General features: G+C 68.4%; 21 protein-coding genes. 9 read left to right on the forward strand and 12 right to left on the reverse strand.

Annotation, left to right across the window (positions count from 1 at the left end; translation table 11 throughout):
• Entirely contained in the window at positions 1 to 1,635 is a 1,635-nt protein-coding gene (locus AC3B6C_RS23810; protein WP_488374355.1) for a 1,4-alpha-glucan branching protein domain-containing protein, read from the forward strand.
• Positions 1,632 to 2,972 (forward strand): glycosyltransferase family 4 protein, encoded by a 1,341-nt coding sequence (locus tag AC3B6C_RS23815; protein ID WP_488374356.1) that lies wholly within the window; start codon positions 1,632 to 1,634, stop codon positions 2,970 to 2,972. The genes AC3B6C_RS23810 and AC3B6C_RS23815 overlap by 4 nt, the downstream gene beginning before the upstream one ends.
• Before the next feature lie 49 nt (positions 2,973 to 3,021).
• Here AC3B6C_RS23815 and AC3B6C_RS23820 read toward each other — a convergent pair whose 3' ends face one another.
• Entirely contained in the window at positions 3,022 to 3,768 is a 747-nt protein-coding gene (locus AC3B6C_RS23820) for an acyltransferase (RefSeq protein ID WP_010841357.1), read from the reverse strand.
• Positions 3,769 to 3,897: 129 nt separating this feature from the next.
• Here AC3B6C_RS23820 and AC3B6C_RS23825 point away from each other — a divergent pair, with 129 nt between their 5' ends.
• Positions 3,898 to 5,235 carry an outer membrane protein assembly factor BamB family protein gene (locus AC3B6C_RS23825; RefSeq protein WP_488374357.1) on the forward strand — a complete coding sequence of 446 codons (1,338 nt, stop codon included), beginning with the start codon at positions 3,898 to 3,900 and terminating at the stop codon, positions 5,233 to 5,235.
• A gap of 25 nt (positions 5,236 to 5,260) precedes the next feature.
• On the opposite strand, the gene AC3B6C_RS23830 is transcribed toward AC3B6C_RS23825, so the two are convergent.
• Positions 5,261 to 6,460: a class I SAM-dependent methyltransferase gene (locus AC3B6C_RS23830; RefSeq protein ID WP_488376379.1), complete on the reverse strand. Its 1,200-nt coding sequence runs from the start codon at positions 6,458 to 6,460 to the stop codon at positions 5,261 to 5,263.
• A 299-nt stretch (positions 6,461 to 6,759) separates the two neighbouring features.
• Here AC3B6C_RS23830 and AC3B6C_RS23835 point away from each other — a divergent pair, with 299 nt between their 5' ends.
• Positions 6,760 to 7,248: a hypothetical protein gene (locus AC3B6C_RS23835; protein WP_488374358.1), complete on the forward strand. Its 489-nt coding sequence runs from the start codon at positions 6,760 to 6,762 to the stop codon at positions 7,246 to 7,248.
• Positions 7,249 to 7,325: 77 nt separating this feature from the next.
• Here the strand turns inward: AC3B6C_RS23835 and AC3B6C_RS23840 are convergent, their stop codons facing one another.
• A complete protein-coding gene (locus AC3B6C_RS23840) occupies positions 7,326 to 8,297 on the reverse strand; it encodes a class I SAM-dependent methyltransferase (protein WP_488374359.1) in 972 nt (323 codons plus the stop codon).
• 63 nt (positions 8,298 to 8,360) lie between these two features.
• Positions 8,361 to 9,149, reverse strand: a complete 789-nt coding sequence (locus AC3B6C_RS23845; protein ID WP_010841363.1) for an enoyl-CoA hydratase/isomerase family protein — start codon at positions 9,147 to 9,149, stop codon at positions 8,361 to 8,363.
• A 101-nt stretch (positions 9,150 to 9,250) separates the two neighbouring features.
• On the opposite strand from AC3B6C_RS23845, the gene ligD reads away from it, so the two are divergent.
• Positions 9,251 to 10,231 carry a non-homologous end-joining DNA ligase gene (gene ligD, locus AC3B6C_RS23850; RefSeq protein ID WP_488374361.1) on the forward strand — a complete coding sequence of 327 codons (981 nt, stop codon included), beginning with the start codon at positions 9,251 to 9,253 and terminating at the stop codon, positions 10,229 to 10,231.
• On the opposite strand, the gene AC3B6C_RS23855 is transcribed toward ligD, so the two are convergent.
• A complete protein-coding gene (locus AC3B6C_RS23855) occupies positions 10,212 to 10,616 on the reverse strand; it encodes a MarR family winged helix-turn-helix transcriptional regulator (protein WP_035717031.1) in 405 nt (134 codons plus the stop codon). The genes ligD and AC3B6C_RS23855 overlap by 20 nt on opposite strands.
• A gap of 108 nt (positions 10,617 to 10,724) precedes the next feature.
• Here AC3B6C_RS23855 and AC3B6C_RS23860 point away from each other — a divergent pair, with 108 nt between their 5' ends.
• Positions 10,725 to 11,324, forward strand: coding sequence for a maleylpyruvate isomerase family mycothiol-dependent enzyme (locus AC3B6C_RS23860; protein WP_488374362.1), 600 nt, complete (start codon positions 10,725 to 10,727; stop codon positions 11,322 to 11,324).
• An 11-nt stretch (positions 11,325 to 11,335) separates the two neighbouring features.
• On the opposite strand, the gene AC3B6C_RS23865 is transcribed toward AC3B6C_RS23860, so the two are convergent.
• A complete protein-coding gene (locus AC3B6C_RS23865) occupies positions 11,336 to 12,160 on the reverse strand; it encodes an NUDIX hydrolase (protein WP_488374363.1) in 825 nt (274 codons plus the stop codon).
• Positions 12,160 to 12,996: an ABC transporter ATP-binding protein gene (locus AC3B6C_RS23870; RefSeq protein ID WP_035717033.1), complete on the reverse strand. Its 837-nt coding sequence runs from the start codon at positions 12,994 to 12,996 to the stop codon at positions 12,160 to 12,162. Before AC3B6C_RS23870 ends, AC3B6C_RS23865 begins: the two co-directional genes overlap by 1 nt.
• A 122-nt stretch (positions 12,997 to 13,118) precedes the next feature.
• Between AC3B6C_RS23870 and AC3B6C_RS23875 the strand changes: the two genes are divergently transcribed.
• Positions 13,119 to 14,123 carry an LLM class flavin-dependent oxidoreductase gene (locus AC3B6C_RS23875; protein WP_488374364.1) on the forward strand — a complete coding sequence of 335 codons (1,005 nt, stop codon included), beginning with the start codon at positions 13,119 to 13,121 and terminating at the stop codon, positions 14,121 to 14,123.
• A gap of 4 nt (positions 14,124 to 14,127) precedes the next feature.
• Here AC3B6C_RS23875 and AC3B6C_RS23880 read toward each other — a convergent pair whose 3' ends face one another.
• The 4 genes from AC3B6C_RS23880 to ctaD are packed head-to-tail and all read right to left on the reverse strand — an operon-like array spanning position 14,128 to position 18,379.
• Positions 14,128 to 14,577 (reverse strand): cupin domain-containing protein, encoded by a 450-nt coding sequence (locus tag AC3B6C_RS23880; RefSeq protein ID WP_488374365.1) that lies wholly within the window; start codon positions 14,575 to 14,577, stop codon positions 14,128 to 14,130.
• Positions 14,564 to 15,334: an aminoacyl-tRNA hydrolase gene (locus AC3B6C_RS23885; protein ID WP_488376380.1), complete on the reverse strand. Its 771-nt coding sequence runs from the start codon at positions 15,332 to 15,334 to the stop codon at positions 14,564 to 14,566. The genes AC3B6C_RS23880 and AC3B6C_RS23885 overlap by 14 nt, the downstream gene beginning before the upstream one ends.
• A gap of 15 nt (positions 15,335 to 15,349) precedes the next feature.
• A complete protein-coding gene (gene serB / locus AC3B6C_RS23890; RefSeq protein WP_010841372.1) occupies positions 15,350 to 16,591 on the reverse strand; it encodes a phosphoserine phosphatase SerB in 1,242 nt (413 codons plus the stop codon).
• Positions 16,592 to 16,594: 3 nt separating this feature from the next.
• On the reverse strand, positions 16,595 to 18,379 hold the full coding sequence (gene ctaD / locus AC3B6C_RS23895) for an aa3-type cytochrome oxidase subunit I (RefSeq protein ID WP_488374366.1): 1,785 nt from the start codon (positions 18,377 to 18,379) through the stop codon (positions 16,595 to 16,597).
• Between the two features lie 291 nt (positions 18,380 to 18,670).
• Here ctaD and AC3B6C_RS23900 point away from each other — a divergent pair, with 291 nt between their 5' ends.
• Together AC3B6C_RS23900 and AC3B6C_RS23905 are read left to right on the forward strand one after the other, a co-directional pair.
• Complete coding sequence (locus AC3B6C_RS23900) at positions 18,671 to 19,720, forward strand: TroA family protein (RefSeq protein WP_488374367.1); 1,050 nt, start codon at positions 18,671 to 18,673, stop codon at positions 19,718 to 19,720.
• A 137-nt stretch (positions 19,721 to 19,857) separates the two neighbouring features.
• Positions 19,858 to 20,346: a beta-class carbonic anhydrase gene (locus AC3B6C_RS23905; RefSeq protein ID WP_488374368.1), complete on the forward strand. Its 489-nt coding sequence runs from the start codon at positions 19,858 to 19,860 to the stop codon at positions 20,344 to 20,346.
• Between the two features lie 9 nt (positions 20,347 to 20,355).
• Here the strand turns inward: AC3B6C_RS23905 and AC3B6C_RS23910 are convergent, their stop codons facing one another.
• Positions 20,356 to 20,526, reverse strand: a complete 171-nt coding sequence (locus tag AC3B6C_RS23910) for a hypothetical protein (RefSeq protein ID WP_193363200.1) — start codon at positions 20,524 to 20,526, stop codon at positions 20,356 to 20,358.
• Positions 20,527 to 20,587: the final 61 nt, after the last annotated feature.

Here is a 20,587-nt window from a genome sequence, read left to right on the forward strand (position 1 = left end):
GTGGCCATCGGTACCGCGCCCGTTCCCGGCCAGTTCACGCTGGTCCTGCATTCGCATCTGCCGTGGCTGGCCAATCACGGCCGCTGGCCGGTCGGCGAGGAGTGGCTGTATCAGTCGTGGGCGGCGTCGTATCTGCCGTTGGTCGACATGCTCGAGCGTCTGGCCGCCGACGGCTTCACCGATCAGCTCTCCCTGGGCATCACGCCGGTACTGGCCGCGCAGCTCGACGACCCGCACTGCGCGTCGTCGATGTACGAGTGGCTCGCGGACTGGCAACTGCGGGCCACCCAGGCCGCGATGTCCCGGGACGCCGACCGTGCGGCGGCCGGACGCCGCGAGTACCTCGACGCCCAGCGCGCTCTCGACACCTTCGCGAGTCGATGGCGTCACGGTGCGTCGCCACTGATCCGCGGGCTGGCCTCGAGCGGGGTCGCCGAGATCCTGGGCGGTCCGCTCGCCCACCCGTTCGCGCCGCTGCTCGATCCGCGAATGCGCCGCTTCTCGCTCGATGAGGGGCTCGCGGACGCGCACGCGCGCTGGGGTTTCGACCCGTCCGGCATCTGGGCGCCCGAGTGCGCTTTCGCGCCGGGGATGGAGACCGAGTACGACCGCGCGGGCGTGCGTCACTTCCTGGTCGACGGACCGGCATTGCAGGGCGACACCGCGCTCGGGCGCCCCGTCGGTGATGCCGCCGTCATCGCCTACGGGCGTGACCTGACGGTGAGTTACCGCGTCTGGTCACCGAAGTCGGGCTATCCGGGCCACGCCGTCTACCGCGACTTCCACACGTACGACCACGAGACCGGGCTCAAGCGGTTCCGCGTCACCGGCCGGACCGTGTCGGGCGAGGACAAGAAGCCCTATGACCCGGCACGGGTCGACGCGGTTCTCGACCGGCACGTCGAGGACTTCGTCGCGCACGTGCGCACCCGCCTCGTCGACGAGTCCGACCGGATCGGCCGCCCGGCGCTGGTCGTCGCGGCGTTCGACACCGAGCTGTTCGGCCACTGGTGGCACGAGGGGCCGGTCTGGCTCGAACGCGTGCTCCGCCGCCTGCCCGAGGTCGGGGTCACCGTCGGAACACTCGCGGGCGCGACACGAGCCGGGTTCGTCGGTGCACCGTTCGACCTTCCCCGGTCGTCGTGGGGGTCGGGCAAGGACTGGCGGGTGTGGAACGGCCCGGCCGTACAACACCTGGTCGACCTGAACGCCGAGGTCACCGAGACGGCCCTCGACGCCGTCGCCAAGCTGCGGCACCGGGGTGGCGAGCGCAGTCGCGTGGCCGATCAGATCGTGCGGGAGGCGCTGCTGACCGTGTCGTCGGACTGGCCGTTCATGGTGTCGAAGGACACTGCCGCGCAGTACGCTGTGTCGCGAGCTCACACGCATGCGCACGCCACCCGCGAGATCAGCAACGCGGCGATGCGAGGCCGCGACGACGCTGCCGAGTTGCTCGCCGCGAACTGGTCGCGCGCCGACAATCTGTTCCCCGCTCTCGATGCGCGCCGTCTGCAGACCACGCTGACCGCCGACGGGATCGGCACCGAGACCGGCGATGCCGGAACCGGTGCCGAGACCGCCCGTCCAGCGGACATCGGCCCAAGGGGGATCGACACCGAGGGGGAAATCGGATGAGGGTGTTGTTCGTGTCGTGGGAGTACCCACCGGTCGTGGTGGGCGGACTCGGCCGGCACGTGCATCACCTGGCGACCGAGATGGCCGCCGCGGGTCACGACGTGGTGGTCCTGACCCGTCGACCGTCGGGAACCGATGCGGTGAGTCATCCCACGACGGACACCGTCGTCGAGGGTGTGCGCGTCGTGGCGGTCGCCGAGGATCCGCCGGAGTTCGAGTTCGGGCAGGACATGATGGCCTGGACGCTCGCGATGGGGCATGCGTTCGTTCGGGCGGGGCTGCGGATTCTGCACGGCGCCGGGAGTGGAGCGAGCGGGCCGGATCCACACGGCGCCGGGAGCGAAGCGAGCGGGCCGAATCTGCACGGCGCCGGGAGCGGATCGGCATCGCGGTGGGTGCCCGACGTGGTGCACGCGCATGATTGGCTGGTCGCCCATCCCTCCATCGCACTGGCCGAATTCTTCGATGTGCCTTTGGTTTCCACGATCCACGCGACCGAGGCGGGGCGGCACAGCGGCTGGGTGAGCGGCCGGACGAACCGTCAGGTGCATTCGGTGGAGTGGTGGCTGGTGTCGGAGTCCGATGCTCTCATCACGTGTTCGGCGTCGATGCGCGACGAGGTGAACCGGTTGTTCGGGTACGACGCGGCCGACATCACGGTGATCCACAACGGCATCGACATCCGGACGTGGCCGTTCGCCGAGCGTCCGCGGACGGGCGGACCGGCCGAGTTGTTGTTCGCGGGACGGCTCGAATACGAGAAGGGCGTGCAGGATCTGCTGGCCGCGCTGCCCCGTATCCGGCGCAGCCATCCGGGTACGACGCTGACCGTCGCCGGTGACGGCACCCAGCGGGACTGGCTGATGGAGCAGGCGCGCAGGCACCGGGTCGGCAAGGCGGTGACCTTCGTCGGTCCGGTCGACCACGGCGAGCTGGTGACGCTGATGCACCGCTGCGACGCCATCGTTCTGCCCAGCCGTTACGAGCCGTTCGGGATCGTGGCGCTGGAGGCGGCGGCGACCGGCGCGCCGCTGATCGTGTCGACCGCGGGCGGTCTGGGTGAGGCGGTCCGCGAGCCCGACACCGGACTCACCTTCGAGCCTGCCGACGTCGCCGGTCTGGCGGCAGCGGTCCGTGCGACCCTGTCCGATCCGGGCGCGGCGGCGCAACGGGCACTCCGGGCCCGGGCGCGGCTCACCGCGGAGTTCTCCTGGGCCGAGGTCGCCGAGCGGACCGCGAGCGTGCACCTCGCGGCGAAGCGTCGGGTCCGGCATGCGATCGGACGTCCCGACATTCCCGAACGTCCTCTGCCGGAACGGGACCCGGGCCAGGCGTAGCCCACTGCTCCCTGAGGAGCCCGGAGCCTGCGGAGGGCGTCACGAAGGGTCACTCCCGTTCGGCCGCGGCCTTCTTTCGTTCGATGTCGGCGAGAGCGCGTTCGAGTTCGGCGCGCTCCGCCGCGTTCGACGCCCAGTCGTCCATCCGGTTCTTGACCACCCGGGCGGGCGCGCCGACCGCGATGGCGTAGTCGGGGATCACGCCCTTGACCACGGCGTGCGAGCCGAGCACGCATCCTCGGCCGACGATGGTGTTGCGCAGGACCGACACCTTGGCCGCGACCCAGGTGTCCGGGCCGATCCGAACCGGGCCCTTCACGATGCCCTGGTCTTTGATCGGCAGCGTGATGTCGTCCATCTTGTGGTCGAAGTCGCAGATGTAGCACCAGTCGGCGATGAGGGTGGACCCGCCGATCTCGAGGTCGAGGTAGGAGTTGACCACGTTGTTGCAGCCGAAGACGGTCTTGTCGCCGATGCGGAGGCTGCCTTCGTGACAGCGGATGGAGTTGCCGTCGCCGATGTGTACCCAGCGCCCGATCTCCATGCGGGCGAGTTCCGGTGTCGCGTGGATCTCGACATTGCGCCCGAGGAACACCATGCCCCGCAGCACGATGTGCGGATTGGCCAGGCGGAACCGTGCAAGACGGTAGTAGCGCACGAGGTACCACGGTGTGTACGCGCGATTGCGTTTCACCCAGCGCAGCGAATCGAGGGTGAGGAAACGCGCCTGGTCGGGGTCGCGGCGTCGGCCTGCGCGCCGGCGGGACCGGTACGAGGCATTCCACATGGTGGTCATGACGAGAAACCCTAATCGACGCGATTTTCGCGCACGATAGGCTCACTGCTGGCACGTCGGGTGCCGGTTCGATGGCATGTCCGGTGCCTTGGTTCGACGACGACTCCGGACACGACGACGAGGAGCAGGATGGCTTTCGCACGACCGCAGGTGTCTCGACGCCGCCGATCTGCGCTGACCCGCCTGCTCGTCGCGCTCACGGCCGTGTGCTCGCTGGTGCTCGCCGCCTGCTCGGACGGCCACATCGACGTCCGGTCCGTCCCGAGCGTCGGCTGGCCCAGTTACGGCGGTGTCCCGGGGAACGCCAACTTCGCGTATGCCGATGTGCCGGAAGATCTGACGCTGAGCTGGACACGCCCGACCGGCGGTCCGGTCACCGCGCCGGTGACCATCTCGGGCAAGGGCAACGTGGGTGTGACGTCCAATGCGGCCGAGGGTTGCAACGTCCTCGTGCTCGACAGCCGGTCGGGACGGAAGAACTTCTGCAAGGACATGCGCGCCGGTGTCGAGATCAGCGCCATGCTCGTCGACCAGTACGACCAGCCCTATCTCGGCGAGGAGACGACCTTCCTCGCCTTCAACGCCGGCGGCGCCATCCGTTGGCGCGCGGGCGTGATCGGCGTGCCGCTCTCGGCGAAGTTCGCGGCCCCCAGCGCGGTGCTGGTCGTCACCACCCAGGGACAGATCCTGCTGATCGACACCCAGCGCAACGAACTCCTCGCTCCCGAGGTGAACCTGCGCGATGACGCCGATCCCGCGCAGCCGCTCCGCGGCTTCGGAGACTGCGTGCGCAACGGGCCGCAGTGCGCGATTCCCGCTCCCGCCGCCGTCGACACCGAACGAGAACGTTTCTACCTCAACTTCTTTCCCGAAGGCGCCGCGACCTCACAGATCCGCGCCATGAAATACGGCGAGGTCGCCGGCGCGCGCGAGGTCCGCACCGCCTGGCAGGCCGACGTCCCGAGCGGCGTCGTCGGGACCCCGACACTGTCAGCCGACGGCGCGACCATCTACGCATTCTCACGCGACGGCAAGATCGTCGCGCTGAACGCCGAGGACGGATCGACGCGGTGGACCTACGACATCGGCGGGCACGGTTTTGCGACGATGACCGTCTCACCGGACGGCCTGATCATCCCCACCGGCTCACTGGGCGCCCCGCTGACCCTGCTGCGCGACCAGGGCGACCGAGCCGAACAGGTCTGGCAGCGTACCGATCTGGCGACGGTGAGCCTGTCGGCGCTGACCCAGCAGCAGACCGCGTGGACGGTGGCGCGCGATCCGGGCAAGGACACCCTGTCCCTGGTCGAGGTGTCCACCGCCGACGGCGCGACGAAGCGCACTCTCCCGCTGCCTGAATCGCGCGGCTTCGCGACCGGGGTCTCGGTGTCCTACTCCGGACAGATCGCCACCGCGACCAACCTCGGAGAGGTCTACTTCTTCGACAGCAAGGCCAACCTCGAATAGTCGCCGGTAGACCGGCGAAAGCGGTCTAGAACCGGACTCCCGGCTCACAGATGAACGCGACGCCCTTGCGTCCGATCCGGGTCAGCACCACCGACAGCGAGCGGGAGCCCTTGGGCTTGAGCTTCTTTCGCAGCCGATCGGGGTCGACGTCGAGTCCGCGGACAAGGATCTCGAGCGGGCCGCAGTCCAGCGCGGCGAGCGCCTTGCGGAGCGACTTCTCGGTCACCCCCGTCTGCTCGATCACCCGGAATCCGCGCGCTCCTTCGGGGACGGAAGTGCCGGTCAGGTAAGCGATCTGCGGATCGAGCTGCCATAGTCCGAACCGGTGGGCGTAGTGCCTGACCAGCCCCGCCCGCACGATCGCCCCGTCCGGGTCGACGATCCATTCCCCGACCTCACCGGCGGGCACGTCGTCGTCTTCGCGATCGGTGATCTCGACCTCGGCGACCGTACCGTCAGGCCTGGTCCGCAGGACGGTGGCCCGGCGACCGGGCTTTACACCCGGTCCCGACCACAGGCACGCCTCCCGCACGCCGCCGTCGAGCGAGGTGACCTGGACCTCGCCGTCGAAGCCGAAGCGGTTCCGCAGCATCTGATGATCCAGTCCGGGAGCGCATTTCACGATCATCAGGCGGCCCGGATAGGTGGTCAGCAGCTCGAAGAGCGGTGGCGTCAGCTGATCGAGCCGGAAGGTCCGGCCCGCGTCCGACCGCCGTGCCGGGTCCGCGAGGAGCACGTCCGCGGTCGATGTCGGGGTGAGTGCATCCGCGATCAGCAACGTGGCGTCGGGCACGTTCGCCCGCGCCATCGCGAGCCGGACCCGATCGATGTCGCTGCCGATGACACCACGAATACCGCTGACACGCACCAGCTCTCGAAGTTCCGCGCCGATCGAGCAGGTCAGGTCGTGCACCACCGATCCCGGGAATCGTCCCGCGACCTCGGCGGCGCGGTGCGCGGCGACCACCGACGCGGTCGCCTGCTGCCCGGCGTCGTCGGTGAGCAGGAGGCCATCGGCGTCACGCAGCTTCGAGCGCGCTCGCCGGCGGCACCGCACCGTCTCGATGAGCGCGGCATCGTGCGGCGCGTACCGGCTGCGGACCTCGGTGATGTCGGACAGCATGGTCGACGGGGTGAGATCGAGTCCGGACACCGTCTCGAGCGCCTTCTCACCGTGCCGCGACCGCAGGAACGCGACGTCGTCGAGACTGAAGGAGTAGCTCACGAGAAGGTGCGGGGCGTCGACGACGTCGGGGTGCACTGCGCAACTGCCACCAGTGCAGGGTACCCGTCGAAGTCATGAGGCTCGTCACCGCTGACGCGACCGTTACTGGTTGGGGCGCCGGCCTCCTTGCGCCGATTCCCGCACTTCTCGGGCGGACGCGGGTGTAGTCCGAACGGACCAGTTGGTCGGGTGGCCGGTCGGTTGCCGTCGGAGGTATGACATTTCAGCTGTCTATGTGGTGCACTGATGACTTGATCGCGATCTTTCTGGATCGTGAGCCACCGCTGAGGAGCACGTCCGTGACGCTACTCACCCGCCTCGCCACCGCACTGGCCGCCGCGACCATCGCCGTCGCGGCGCTCGGACTCGCACCTCAGACCGCCGCGGTGGCCGACCCCTTGACCGACACGCTCCGCGGGTTCGACTTCGGGTCTCTGGGACCGGGTACGACCGCACCCAGCGCGCAGGTCGAGATCAAGTCCGGATCTCGCTCCGTCATCATCACGAGGGTGAATCCGGAGAGAGACTCGTCGTGTATCACCACCCCCGGGCTCGAGGTACCTCATCGCCTTGTTAATCAATCTCGCGTTTCCTTCACCGCGGAAGTCGATGCGCGCTGCGAAGGACCGGTGCGGACGGAGGCCATCTTGAACTTCGCCTTCGATGGCGGAGACCAAGCGGCGATCCGGATGACCCTTTATTCCACCCGATTCGGTATCGACTGTGAGTCGACGCAATTCTGCAGGGAGACGCAGTCCTACCCCTTCAACGAGTTCGAACTTCGATGACATGCAAGACGTCGACCGAGATGCAGACTGAATCCGGCGGGGGCGCTCTCCGACCCCACCGGGTCTGACCTGCCCCTTCAGGGTTTGTAGCCGCTGATTACGACGTTGTAGAAGAACTTCGGCGGCACGATCTTGCGCAGCACGTTCTCGTCGAGCCAGGTGAGGCGTTTCCATCCGCCGAAGGCGAACCGAGCCCAGCCCCACCCCAGCTTCTCCGGCGGCACCGCGGCTTCGAAGGTGCGCACCGGCCAGCCGAGCATCGCGGCGGCCAGTTCCTCGGTGGCGGTGTCCACCTTGTGCGCACCGGCGGCGCGGGCGATGCCGGCGAGCTCGTCGGGATCGAAGGTGTGGATGTCGACCACGGCCTCGAGCGCGGCCGCGCGGGAGGATTCGTCGAGTTCCTCCTGCGGGCGCCGCCATCCTTGCAGCGGGCCCAGCTTGGTGATTTTCGTCGTGGCGAACCAGGTGGCGCGGCTCATCCAGCGTGCATAGAAGTCGCCGATCGTCGACGGCTCACCCGCGAAGATGAACCGACCGCCGGGCTTGAGCACCCGCAACACCTCACGAAGTGCCTGCTCGACGTCCGGGATATGGTGCAGCACAGCGTGTCCGACGACGAGATCGAAAGTGTCGTCGTCGTAGGGGATCTTCTCCGCGTCGGCGACGCGACCGTCGACGTCGAGCCCCAGGTTCTCCGCGTTGCGCAGCGCGACCTTGACCATGCCGGGCGAGAGGTCGGTCACCGACCCCTTGGCCGCGACCCCCGACTGCATCAGGTTCAGGAGGAAGAAGCCGGTGCCGCAACCGAGTTCCATCGCGCGGCCGTACGGGAGGGGCTCGTCGGTGGCGACGGCGTCGAAACGGCCACGCGCGTAGTCGATGCACCGTTCGTCGAAGCTGATCGACCACTTCTCGTCGTAGGTCTCGGCCTCCCAGTCGTGGTAGAGCACCTGGGCGAGCTTCGTGTCGGTCAGTGCCGCCTTGACCTGCTCCTCGGTGGCGTGCGGGTTCGGAGCCGGATCAGTGCCCGGAGTGGCATCGGTGGTCATGATCGCTTCCTGTTGCGTGGTGGTGTCGGTGATGAAGTCGGGGATCGCGGTGACTCCGCCGGCTCAACGGCCGACGAATTCCGCCTTCCCCGGGCCGTTCTCGGCGAACGACGCCATGCCGATGGCGCGGTCCTCGGTCGCGAACAGCGGGGCGAACAGCTGCTCCTCGATCTTGAGTCCGGTGTCGAGGTCGACGTCCAACCCCTGGTCGACGGCCTTCTTGATCGCCGCGAGCGCCACCGAGGCGGCGCCGGTGAACTGCCCGGCCCAGGCGAGCGCGGCGTTGTAGACCTCGTCGGGCGGGACGACCTCGTCGACGAGTCCGATGGCCAGCGCCTCCTCGGCGTCGACGAATCGCCCGGTGAACATCAGGTCCTTGGCCTTCGACGGGCCGATGAGGCGAGCCAGCCGCTGGGTTCCGCCGCCGCCCGGGATCAGTCCGAGCAGCACCTCGGGCAGGCCGAGCTTCGCGTTGTCGCCGGCGATGCGACGGTCGGCACCCAGCGCGACTTCGAGCCCGCCGCCGAGCGCGTATCCGGTGATGGCGGCGACGGTCGGCTTGGGGATCGCGGCGATCGCGCCGAGATCGCGTTGCAGACGACCCGCCACCCGGCTCATCTCGGCGTAGCCGATGTCTCGCATCTCGGTGACGTCGGCGCCGGCCGCGAGAATCTTCGGGCCGCCGTAGACGACGACCGCCTTGATGTCCGTGCGCACGGACGCCTCCTCGGCCGCGGCGGCCAGTTCGGCCTGCACCTGCCGGCTCAACGCGTTCATCGGTGGCCGCTGCAGCAGGATGGTGCCGACGCCCGGATGAGCGTCGGAGCACTCGAGGGTCACGAACTCAGGCATGGTCGAAGGCTACCGGTTGGTAAGTCCCGTCGATGCCCCAGCCCGGAGACGCGGCCCGCAGAGTCCGCCGCCGCGGACGCCGGAGTCATACAGTGACGGTCATGGCGAAAACGTCGGCTTCCGCAGGTGATCCCATCGAACTCGAGGTCGGCGACCGCACCGTCCGGTTGTCGAGCCCGGACCGCGTCTACTTTCCCGAGCGCGGCGAGACCAAGCGCGACCTCGCCGAGTACTACCTGTCAGTGGGCGACGGGATCGTGCGCGCCCTGCGCGACCGCCCGTGCATGCTGCACCGGTTTCCCAAGGGCGTCAGCGGCAACAAGGTGCACCAGAAACGCGTCCCGGCCGGCGCACCGGACTGGCTGGAAACCACCGAGATCTACTTCCCGCGGTTCGGCCGCACCGCCGACGAACTGTGCGTCACCGAATTGGCGTCGGTGATCTGGGCGGTGCAGATGTCGACCGTGGAGTTCCACCCCTGGAACTCGCGTCGCGCCGATCCCGAGACCCCCGATGAATGGCGAATCGACCTCGACCCGATGCCCGAGTGCACGTTTCCGCGGGTTCGCCGCGTGGCGCACGTCGTCGAAGAGGTGCTCGACGAGCTGGGCATGCGCGGGTTCCCGAAGACCTCGGGTGGTCGAGGCCTGCACATCTATGTCCGCATCGCACCGCAATGGGGCTTCCCCCAGGTCCGACGCGCCGCGCTGGCGTTCGCGCGGGAGGTCGAGCGCCGGGCGCCCGACGACGTGACGACGACGTGGTGGCGCAAGGACCGTGACCCCGCCGCGGTCTTCGTCGACTACAACCAGAACACCCGCGACCACACGATGGCCTCGGCCTATTCCGTGCGCGGTAACGAACGGGCCACCGTGTCGACACCGATCACCTGGGCCGAGATCGACGACATCGAACCCGACGACTTCACGATCGCCACCGTGCCGGCCCGCTTCGCCGAACTCGGGGACCTCCACGGCGAGATCGACGATGTCGCCCACCGCCTCGACACGCTCATCGACTGGGCCGACCGTGACGACATCGGTGACGACGAGGGCGCCGAGGTCATCGATATGGATCGGTGACCTCGCGCAACGACCGCATCGCCTCCTCGAGGGCGGCGAACTGTTCGGCACCGAGATGCTCGCGCCACTCCTGCTCCTGCACCTCGACCTCGCGGGCAGCGACCTCGCACAGCCGCACACCCCGTTCGCTCAGGGTCACCAGCCGCGCGCGACGGTCGGTCGGGTCGGGCACCCGGGTCAGGTAGCCCGCGGCTTCCAGCTGGTCGACGATGCCGCCCGCGGTCTGTTTGGTGACACCCGCCTGCTCGGCGAGGTCGGTCAGCCGCATCGGCTCGGGCGCCAGCCGTTGCAGGACCCGGGACTGCGCCGGGGTGATGTCGCCGGCCCCTTCTTCGGCGATCCGTGCCAACACCCGACGCTCGGTCGCACGGTGGGCGATGAACATCAGGACGGCGATCTGCGGCTGGTCGTCGGACACCCCATTGACGTTAGTACGAAGACCTGACTAATATCAGTCAGGGAACCTGACTATCGATCCGTGGTGGGAGCGATCATGGACACCAACCTCATCTGGCAACACATCGACGAGCAACGGCTCGAACTCGCCGCGCTGATCGAGACCCTCACTTCCGAACAACTCGCCACCCCGTCGCTCTGCGACGCGTGGACGGTGCGCGACGTCGCGGTCCACCTCACCCACTCACACACCTCACCGATACGCGCGATGCTCGCCGCATGCCGGTACGGGTTCCGGTTCGACACGATGATCCGCGAACTCGCGTTGCGCGACCACACCTCGGCCGACGAGGCGGCCGCCACGTTGCGCGCCATGGTCGGGTCCCGCCGTCATCCGATCGGGACGACCCCGATGGCTCCGCTCCTCGACTCACTGCTGCACGGGCAGGACATCACGGTGCCCCTCGCCATCGACCGGACGATGCCGCCCGACGCCGCGACGGCGTGTGCCGCCTACCTGTGGTCGACCGGGTTTCCGTTCCATGCGCGGCGACGCAACGCCGGACGACGGTTCGTGGCCACCGACAGCGGGTTCGCGGTCGGCGAAGGTGAAGTCGTCGAGGCACCGATTCGCGACATCGTGATGCTGTTCGGCGGGCGGTCCAGCGCCGCCGGGGTGCTGGCGCCCTCCCCCTGAGAGCGCCTGCGTCAGAGCGTGATGTCCGGCGGCTTCTGATCGCCGAGCGTTCGGAAGTACTCGTCGGAGTTGGGGAAACCGAGGCCGGCGAGTCCCGCGCCGGGCGTGAAGTCGGGCAGGACCGGTTCGATGACGCGCTCGGCGTCGAGCAGTTCGTCGATGCTCGAGAACCCGGAGACGTAGTTGAGCTGCGACCACGTCGGCGGCATGAGGAAATGCGCGCCCGCCGCCCATGAGTCGATCGCGACCCGGGCATTCACCCACCTCGCGACCTCGGCTTCGGTGGTCTCGGCGTCGGCATGCTGCCCGTCGGGCATCGCCGCCAGGAAGAACCGGGTGTCGTAGCGTCGCTTCTCGTTGACCGGGGTGATCCAGTGGGCGAGCGGCCGCAGAAGATCGGCACGCAGCGTGAGCCCGCGCGAGGTGAGGAACTGCGCGAACGACAACGACTTCTCGACGAGGCGTCGCCGATCGTCGGCCAGGCCGGCAGGGTCGGCGAACGCGCCGTCGGCGTCCGTCGCGAGCAGGACGCCGCACTCCTCGAAGGTCTCGCGGACCGCGGCGCACACCAGCGCCTGCGCGGTCTCGGCGTCACTGGCGAACTGCGTGGCCCACCAGGCCGCGTCGGGACCGGTCCACGCCAGGTCGGCGTCGGCGTCGCGCTGGTCCACCCCGCCGCCCGGGAACACCGTCATGCCGCCCGCGAAGGCCATCTGCTTGACGCGGCGTTGGAGGAACACCTCGATGCCCTCGGCGGCGTCGCGGACGAGCACGACCGTCGCGGCGTCCCGCAACGGCGCGGACACGACTCCCGGACCCGGTTCCGTCGACGTCATCAATTACCTCCTGCTGCTCGCCGATGGCCGCCCGCGCGGCGCCGTCGCCGCGCGAAGTACCGACCGTCGACCTTGTCCAGAACGATCTGCTGCCGAAAGGCGGCGGTGAGATTCTCACTGGTGAGCACCTCTTCGAGCAGACCCTGTGCCACGACGCCACCCTCGGACAGGATGAGTGCGTGGGTGAAACCCTCGGGGATCTCCTCCACATGGTGGGTGATCAACACGATGGCCGGGGCGTCGGGATCGGCGGCCAGACGCGCAAGACGGTCGACGAGCTCTTCGCGTCCGCCGAGGTCGAGGCCCGCGGCGGGTTCGTCGAGCAGCAGGAGTTCGGGATCGGTCATCAGCGCGCGCGAGATCACGACGCGCTTGCGCTCACCTTCGGACAGCGTGCCGAAGCGGCGGTCGGCGAGGTGCTCGGCGCCCATCGATTCCAGCGACTCGACGGCCTGCGCGCGGTCCATCGCGTCATAACTCTCCCGCCAGCGGCCGAGGACCGCGTAGCCCGCCGAGATCACGACGTCGCTGACGATCTCCTCCGGCGGCACCCGGTCGACCAGCGACGGGCTGGAGACACCGATCCGGGTCGACAGTTCGCGGATCTCCACCCGGCCGAGCTTCTCGTTGAGCACGAAGGCGGTTCCCGAGGTCGGATGGATCTCCGCACCGGCCAGCCGGATCAGTGTCGTCTTGCCTGCGCCGTTGGGTCCGATGATCACCCACCGTTCGTCCAGTTCCACCTGCCAGGACAGCGGGCCGACGAGGGTCTTGCCGCCACGGATGACGGCGACATCGCGAAAATCGATCAGGAGGTCGGGATCGGAATCGGTCACTCCCCCATCCTGCACCACGACCCCGCGTCCGGACGTGTCGACTCTCGGCGCCGTCGAGGTGATCGGGAAACCCCACAACCGCACGGGAATAGGAACGGGCGTGCTCACGGTTGACCTCGTTCGTGACGTCTTCGAACCTCCCCTTGTCGATCCTCGACCTCGCGCAGATCGGTCCCGACGAGACGGCTCAGCAAAGCCTTTCCGCCAGTGTCGAACTCGCGCAGCGCGCGGAAGAGTGGGGCTACCGTCGGATCTGGTACGCCGAGCACCACAACATGCCGACGATCGCGTCGTCGGCGCCGGCCGTGCTGATCGCTCACGTGGCGGCGCACACCTCGACCATCCGCCTCGGAGCCGGTGGGGTCATGCTTCCCAACCACGCCCCGCTCACCATCGCCGAACAGTTCGGCACACTGGCCGAGCTTCATCCCGGACGTATCGACCTCGGTCTCGGACGCGCCCCGGGCAGCGATCAGCAGACCTTCACCGCCCTCCGACGGACTCACGCCTCCGCCGAGCGTTTCCCGCACGACGTCCTGGAGCTGCAGGCGTTCCTCGGCGACGAGTCCCGCGTCGAGGGCGTCCGCGCCACCCCCGGCGCCGGAACGCACGTCCCGCTGTACATCCTGGGCTCCTCGCTGTTCGGCGCCCAGCTGGCCGCCGCGCTCGGTCTCCCCTATGCCTTTGCGTCCCACTTCGCACCGCAGGCCCTGACCGAGGCTGTTGCGCTGTACCGCCGCGAATTCCGGCCCTCCGAGGTCCTCGCCGAGCCGTACGTGATCGCGGGTGTCGGGGCCATAGCGGACGACGACGGCGACCGCGCGAAGGAACTACTCCAGATCTCGAAACGCCAACGAGTGTCGCTGCTCTTCGGCCGCGGTCGCACCTTCACCGACGACGAGGCAGATGCCATCTTGTCGATGCCGCAGGGCCGCCAGATCGACGAGATGTCGACCTACACGGGCGTCGGCACACCCGAGCAGGTTCGCGAGTACCTCACCTGGTTCGCCGGCCATGCCGATGCCGACGAGCTGATCGTCGCGTCATTCGCACCCGACCGCGAGTCCTGGCTGGCGACGTTCGGTCATCTGGCCCCGGTGAACACACCGTTGGCAGCTGCCCGGTAGTCGCTCAGGCCAGCCGAAAGTCCTCGAAGTCGAAGCCCGGCACCACGATACAGCTGACCAGCGACGGTTCGTCGCCGGCGGGCCGGGCCCGTTGCCACACACCCGGCGGCACGAGAGCCTGAGGATGCTGTCCGGATTCGATGTCGGGCCCGACGAGAACGGTGGTCGGGCCGCCGGGGGCGTCGGCGTCGCCGCCGAGGTCCAGTTCGACCGGAGCGCCGCGATGGTGCAACCACAACTCGGCGCCGCGGACCGTGTGCCACGCGGACTCGTCGCCCGGCATGAGGACGAAGTAGATCGCGGTCCCGGCGGCCCGGTCGCCGGAGTACTCCCCCGGCAGCGCGTCGCGCGGGATCTCGACCTCGCTTCGCCAGGTCTGCCGGTACCAGCCCCCTTCGGGGTGGGGCTGCAGGTCTAGTTCACGCACCCAGTCGGGCAGTTCAGCCGCGCTCATCGTGCTCTCCGTCCGTCTCCCCATCGTGTCGCACGACTTCGGCGATCACGGTCACCGATCCGGGCGCGATCTCGGTGAAGCCGGCATCGCGCACGGCCACCGCCTCCCCGTCCGCGTCTGCGGCGAGGAGCTCGCGCCATCGCTCGGAACCGGACTGGCGAACCACGAGCGGGCACTCATCCGATCGCCATCGAATCGCCTCGTCGCTCGTCAGCAACTTCGCGGCGAGCATCGACGCATGCCCGACCTGCGCGGCCAGTTTGCCGACGGTCATCTCCAGGACCGGACTGGTCCACAGCACGACGCCGCGCCCGGGAGGTTCGCCGGACAGCGCCCCCTCGACGTCGGTCCCGCCGATCTGCAGCTTCGCGACACGGCGGTCGAGGTCGCCCACGCGTCCGGGTACGAAGGCGCGCGCCGATGCGCCGCCCTGGGTCGCGGTCACACCCCAGACCTCTTGCGCGGCAGCCCATTGCGCTCCACGCGCGCGTCGCGCGATCTTCCGGATGCGCGCATTGCACCAGTCGTCCATCGCCGAGGCCCACGGCCCCTCGCCGGCACAGCGTTCGTCGAGGCACAGCAGCGCGACGGCTCGCGCCGCAGCGGTCAGCAGTTCGGTGCGGTCGGGAGGATCGTTCTTCTCGATCCGCAGCACCATCGCCATCGCCAGGACGTCGGCGGGATCGGACGGGTCATCGCCGCCACCGACATAACCGGCCAGCCGGCGATGATCCGCGGCGATCGCCTCGACATCCATGGAGAGCGGACGCACTCAGCCCAGCGGCACCCGGCGATAGACACCGTCGGCAGCGTCGGCCGCCTCGATCTCGTCGCGGGACACACCCAGGATGAACAGGACCCCGTCGAGGAACGGGTGATTCAGCGTGGTGTCGGCGACCTCGCGCAGCGCCGGCTTGGCGTTGAAGGCGATACCGAGCCCGGCGACGCTGAGCATGTCGATGTCGTTGGCGCCGTCACCCACGGCGATCGTCTGCTCCATCGGCACCCCGACCTGGTCGGCGAACGACCGCAGGGCGTTCGCCTTGCCCATCCGGTCGACCACTTCGCCGACGACGCGGCCGGTGAGCTTGCCGTCGACGATCTCCAGCGTGTTGGCCCGCACGAAGTCGAGTTCGAGTTCGTGCGCCAAGCCGTCGATGACCTGGCGGAAGCCGCCCGACACGAGTCCGCAGTGGAATCCGAGCCGGTGCAGCGTCCGGATCGTCGTGCGCGCACCGGGAGTCAGCTCGAGCGACTTGGCGACATCGTCGAGGACACTCGCATCGAGTCCGGCCAGCGCTTTGACACGTTCGTGGAGGGACTGCGCGAAGTCGAGTTCACCGCGCATGGCCGCCTCGGTCACCGCGGCCACCTCGGCCTCGCGACCCGCGTGCGCGGCGAGCATCTCGATGACCTCACCCTGGATGAGGGTCGAGTCGACATCGAAGACGATGAGCCGCTTGGCACGCCGGGCGAGCCCGCCACGCTCCACCGCGATGTCGACCGCGTTCTTCGCGGCCACCTCGGCGAGGCCCTTGCGGAGGGCCGCGTCTGCCGCGACACCTCCTCGACCGGCGACGCTGACCATCAGCTCGAGCCCGGTGAGCGGATAGTCCGCGATCCCGCGGATCGAGTCGATGTTTCCGCCCTGGCTCGCCAGTTTCGCGGCCACCGCGCTGAAGGCGGCGGCGGTCACGGGGCTGCCGAGGATGACGACGGCGTGCGATGACGGTGAACGGCTACCGGGGTCCACCCCGATCTCCACCCGGACCTCGAACCCGATGGACGCCATCGCCTGTTCGACGACTTCCTGCAGCGCCTCGGGGTCGCCGTCGGAGGACACCAGAACCCCGAGTGTCAGCTGCCCCCGAATGACCACCTGCTCGACGTCGAGCAGTGCAACGGCCTGACCGGCCAGGGCACCCATGAGAACAGAGGTGACACCTGGCCGGTCGGGACCGGTGACGGTGACCAGGACGGTCGTACCGGAACTGGCTGTTGAGTCGTTGCTCACCGGTCAGCGCGGGTCGGGGTCCGGAGACCCCTCGTGCGTTCCCACGGTGAACGGCTCGCGGCGAGCCTCTTCCATCTGACGATCCTTGCCCGCTTCGTGTCCCGGACCCACGTGCGCCTCGGCACGCATCCGGTCGATCATGTGCGGGTAGTGCAGCTCGAACGCCGGACGCTCCGACCGGATGCGGGGCAGCTCGGTGAAGTTGTGGCGCGGCGGCGGGCAGGAGGTGGCCCATTCGAGCGAGTTGCCGAAGCCCCACGGGTCGTCGACGGTGACGACCTCGCCGTAGCGGTAGCTGCGGAAGACGTTCCACAGGAACGGCATGGTCGACAGGCCGAGGATGAAGGCGCCTGCGGTCGAGATCATGTTCAGCGTCGTGAACCCGTCCGACGGCAGGTAGTCGGCGTAGCGGCGCGGCATGCCCTCGTTGCCCAGCCAGTGCTGGACGAGGAAGGTCATGTGGAAGCCGATGAACGTCAGCCAGAAGTGGATCTTGCCGAGGCGTTCGTCGAGCATGCGCCCGGTCATCTTGGGGAACCAGAAGTAGATGCCGGCGTAGGTGGCGAACACGATCGTGCCGAAGAGCACGTAGTGGAAGTGCGCGACCACGAAGTAGCTGTCGGACAGGTGGAAGTCCAGCGGCGGGCTTGCGAGCAGGACACCGGTCAGACCACCGAAGAGGAACGTGACGATGAAGCCGACCGAGAACAGCATCGGTGTCTCGAACGTCATGTGACCTCGCCACATCGTTCCGATCCAGTTGAAGAACTTCACGCCGGTGGGCACCGCGATCAGGAACGTCATGAAGGAGAAGAACGGCAGCAGCACGGCACCGGTGACGTACATGTGGTGCGCCCACACCGCCGCCGAGAGTGCGGCGATGGCGAGGGTGGCGTAGATCAGGCCCGAGTAGCCGAAGATCGGCTTACGCGAGAAGACCGGGAAGACCTCCGACACGATGCCGAAGAACGGCAGGGCGATGACGTAGACCTCGGGGTGTCCGAAGAACCAGAAGAGGTGCTGCCACAGGATGACACCGCCGTTGGCCGGGTCGTAGATGTGGGCGCCGAACTGGCGGTCGACCTCGAGACCCATCAGCGCCGCGGTCAGCAGCGGGAAGATCAGCAGGATCAGGACGCTGGTCACCAGGATGTTCCAGGTGAAGATCGGCATGCGGAACATCGTCATACCGGGTGCGCGCAGGCAGATCACCGTGGTGACCATGTTGACGCCACCGAGGATGGTGCCCAGACCGGAGACGGCCAGACCCATGATCCACAGGTCGGCGCCGATGCCGGGGCTGTGCACGGCGTCGGTGAGCGGCGTGTAGGCGGTCCACCCGAAGTCGGCCGCGCCACCGGGGGTGATGAAGCCGGCGACCGCGATGGTCGAGCCGAAGACGAACAGCCAGAAGCCGAGTGCGTTGAGTCGCGGGAAGGCGACGTCGGGCGAGCCGATCTGCAGCGGAAGCACGAAGTTGGCGAAGCCGATCACGATCGGGGTCGCGTACATCAGCAGCATCACGGTGCCGTGCATCGTGAAGAGCTGGTTGAACTGCTCGGTGGACAGGAACTGCATGCCCGGCATCGCGAGCTCGCCACGCATCAGCAGGGCCATGAGGCCGCCGATGAGGAAGAACGCGAAGCAGGCGGTGATGTACATCATGCCGATCAACTTGTGATCGGTCGTCGTCAGCAACTTGTAGATGAACGAACCCTTGGGCTGATAGCGCTCCGGGAACGGACGCACTGGAGCCACTTGCGTGGTGGGTTGGTCTACCGCGGTCACAGATCCTCCTCTTGCCCGAAACCCACTCCGAACCCCTTCGGACGTGGGTCGGCACATGAACAAACCGAGCGCTGGTTACTGATCCTAAACCCTCACCGGTGCCCGAGCCGAACGGGTCCTACGATCTGTCGTATTCGATGCCGGAGCCGCCGGATCGGCAGTGCTCATCGGCGGTTTCTTCGACGACGCGCCAGGCTCTCGGAGCTGCCATCCGGGCGCCCTCGTCCGGTGCCTGGATGTGCCCGTCCGAGCCTACGCCGGAGGCCGCGGGGCCGGTGCTAGGTTGGGCGGGTGCAACGCAGGGTCACGGTCGCGAACGAGGCTGACAGAAGTGTCGACGCCGCCACCGGCGGCACCCGCCTCTCCCTCGTCCGACGCCTGGGCCTGGCGACGACGATCGGGTTGACGGTGGTCGCGCTGGCCGCCTGTTCGGGCGAACAACCGCTGACCACCCCGGACGGCTCCCCCATCTCCACCGTCACCACCCGGGTGGCCGAGGTGAACATCGTCTCGGCCGACCGCGACTACGCGACGACCTGCCTCGCACCCACCGCGCCGGATCCCGGCCTGCCCGATGTCGAACGCATCATGGTCACCGACCCGGCCGTTCTCGACGCACTGTGCGCGCTCGGCCTCGGCCCGCAGGTCGTCGCGGTGGCGGCCGAGCCCGGATCCGTCCCGGCGTATCTCGGTCCGCAACTGACCTCGGTCCCGGCCATCGGGTCGGCCCCCGACGCCGCGGCGGTCGGCGACGCCGATGCCGGCCTCGTGCTCACCACCGCCGACACCGCGGACTCGGCCCGCGCGTTCACCGGGGTCCGTGCCGTCACCATCCCGGCCGACGGCACGTGGCAGGAGAAGTTCCAGGCGGTCGCCGATGCGGTGAACCGCAGCGAGGCGGGTCGCAGCCGGCTCGCCGAGTACACGACCGAGGCCACCAAGACGGGCAAGCGGATGGATGCCGCGCACACGCAGGTGTCGCTGGTGAGGTTCGGCGACGACACGGAGACCATCGCCGGCATGGACACCTTCGCCGGGCAGGTCCTCGGCGACATCGGCGTCCAGCGCCCCGGCCCGCAACGCGTGCCCGACTCCTTCCCCGTCACCGACGAGAACTTCCGTGACGCCGACGCCGACCTCATCTACGTCAGCTTCGAAGGAGAACAGGGCCTCGCCCATGGCGAGGACGTCCTGCTGAGCGACGAATGGCTCAGCCTCGGCGCTCCCGTGTGGAAGCGGGTCCTCGCCGTCGACGACACCCTCTGGTACGAGTCATCGGGACTTGCCGCGGCGTGGCTGGTCCTCAACGACGTCAAGGGATCTCTCGACGGGAACTCCTGACCCGTTTGTCCTCAGGTGTCGCATTTCGTTGCGGCACGCGCTACGACTCGCTACATCTGCTGGGGTTGTCGCGGTCACTTCGGATCACCGGCGTCCAAACCCTCGCCGGGCCGGCTGAGACACATCAGGATCGGCGCATGAGTGTCACCGACGAATACCTCGCGAACAACGCCGACTACGCCAAGACCTTCACCGGCCCGCTGCCCCTGCCTCCCTCCAAGCACGTGGCGGTGGTCGCCTGTATGGACGCTCGCCTCGACGTGTACCGAATTCTCGGACTGAACGACGGCGAAGCCCACGTCATCCGCAACGCGGGAGGCGTGGTGACCGACGACGAGATCCGGTCGCTCGCCATCAGTCAGCGACTCCTCGGCACCACCGAGATCATCCTCATCCACCACACCGACTGCGGCATGCTGACCTTCACCGACGACGACTTCAAGCGGCAGATCCAGGACGAGATCGGTCAGAAGCCGGCCTGGTCGGCCGAGGCGTTCGGCGACCTCGACGAGGACGTCCGCCAGTCGCTCACCCGGATCCGGAACAGTCCGTTCGTCACCAAGACCACGTCGCTGCGCGGATTCGTCTTCGACGTGGCGACCGGGCTCCTGCGCGAGGTGTCCTGACCCGAGTACCTAGTCGTCCGTCGAGTCGCCGCCCTCGGAGCGCTGAACCGCTTCGGGGGCGTTCTCACGGGTGGCCATCCCACCGTCGCGCCCGTGGTCACGCGGGCCGGGCGGATCCTTCTCCACTTCCTTGTCAGAAGCCTCTGACCCGGAAGTCTTGTTGCTCTCGGACTGTCCCATCGGTACCTCCGTGATCGTGCCGGCCGGCGTATCGGCTGCGAGGATCGTCGATACCCGGGAC

The sequence above is a fragment of the Gordonia sp. 11cp genome (genome assembly GCF_057767225.1).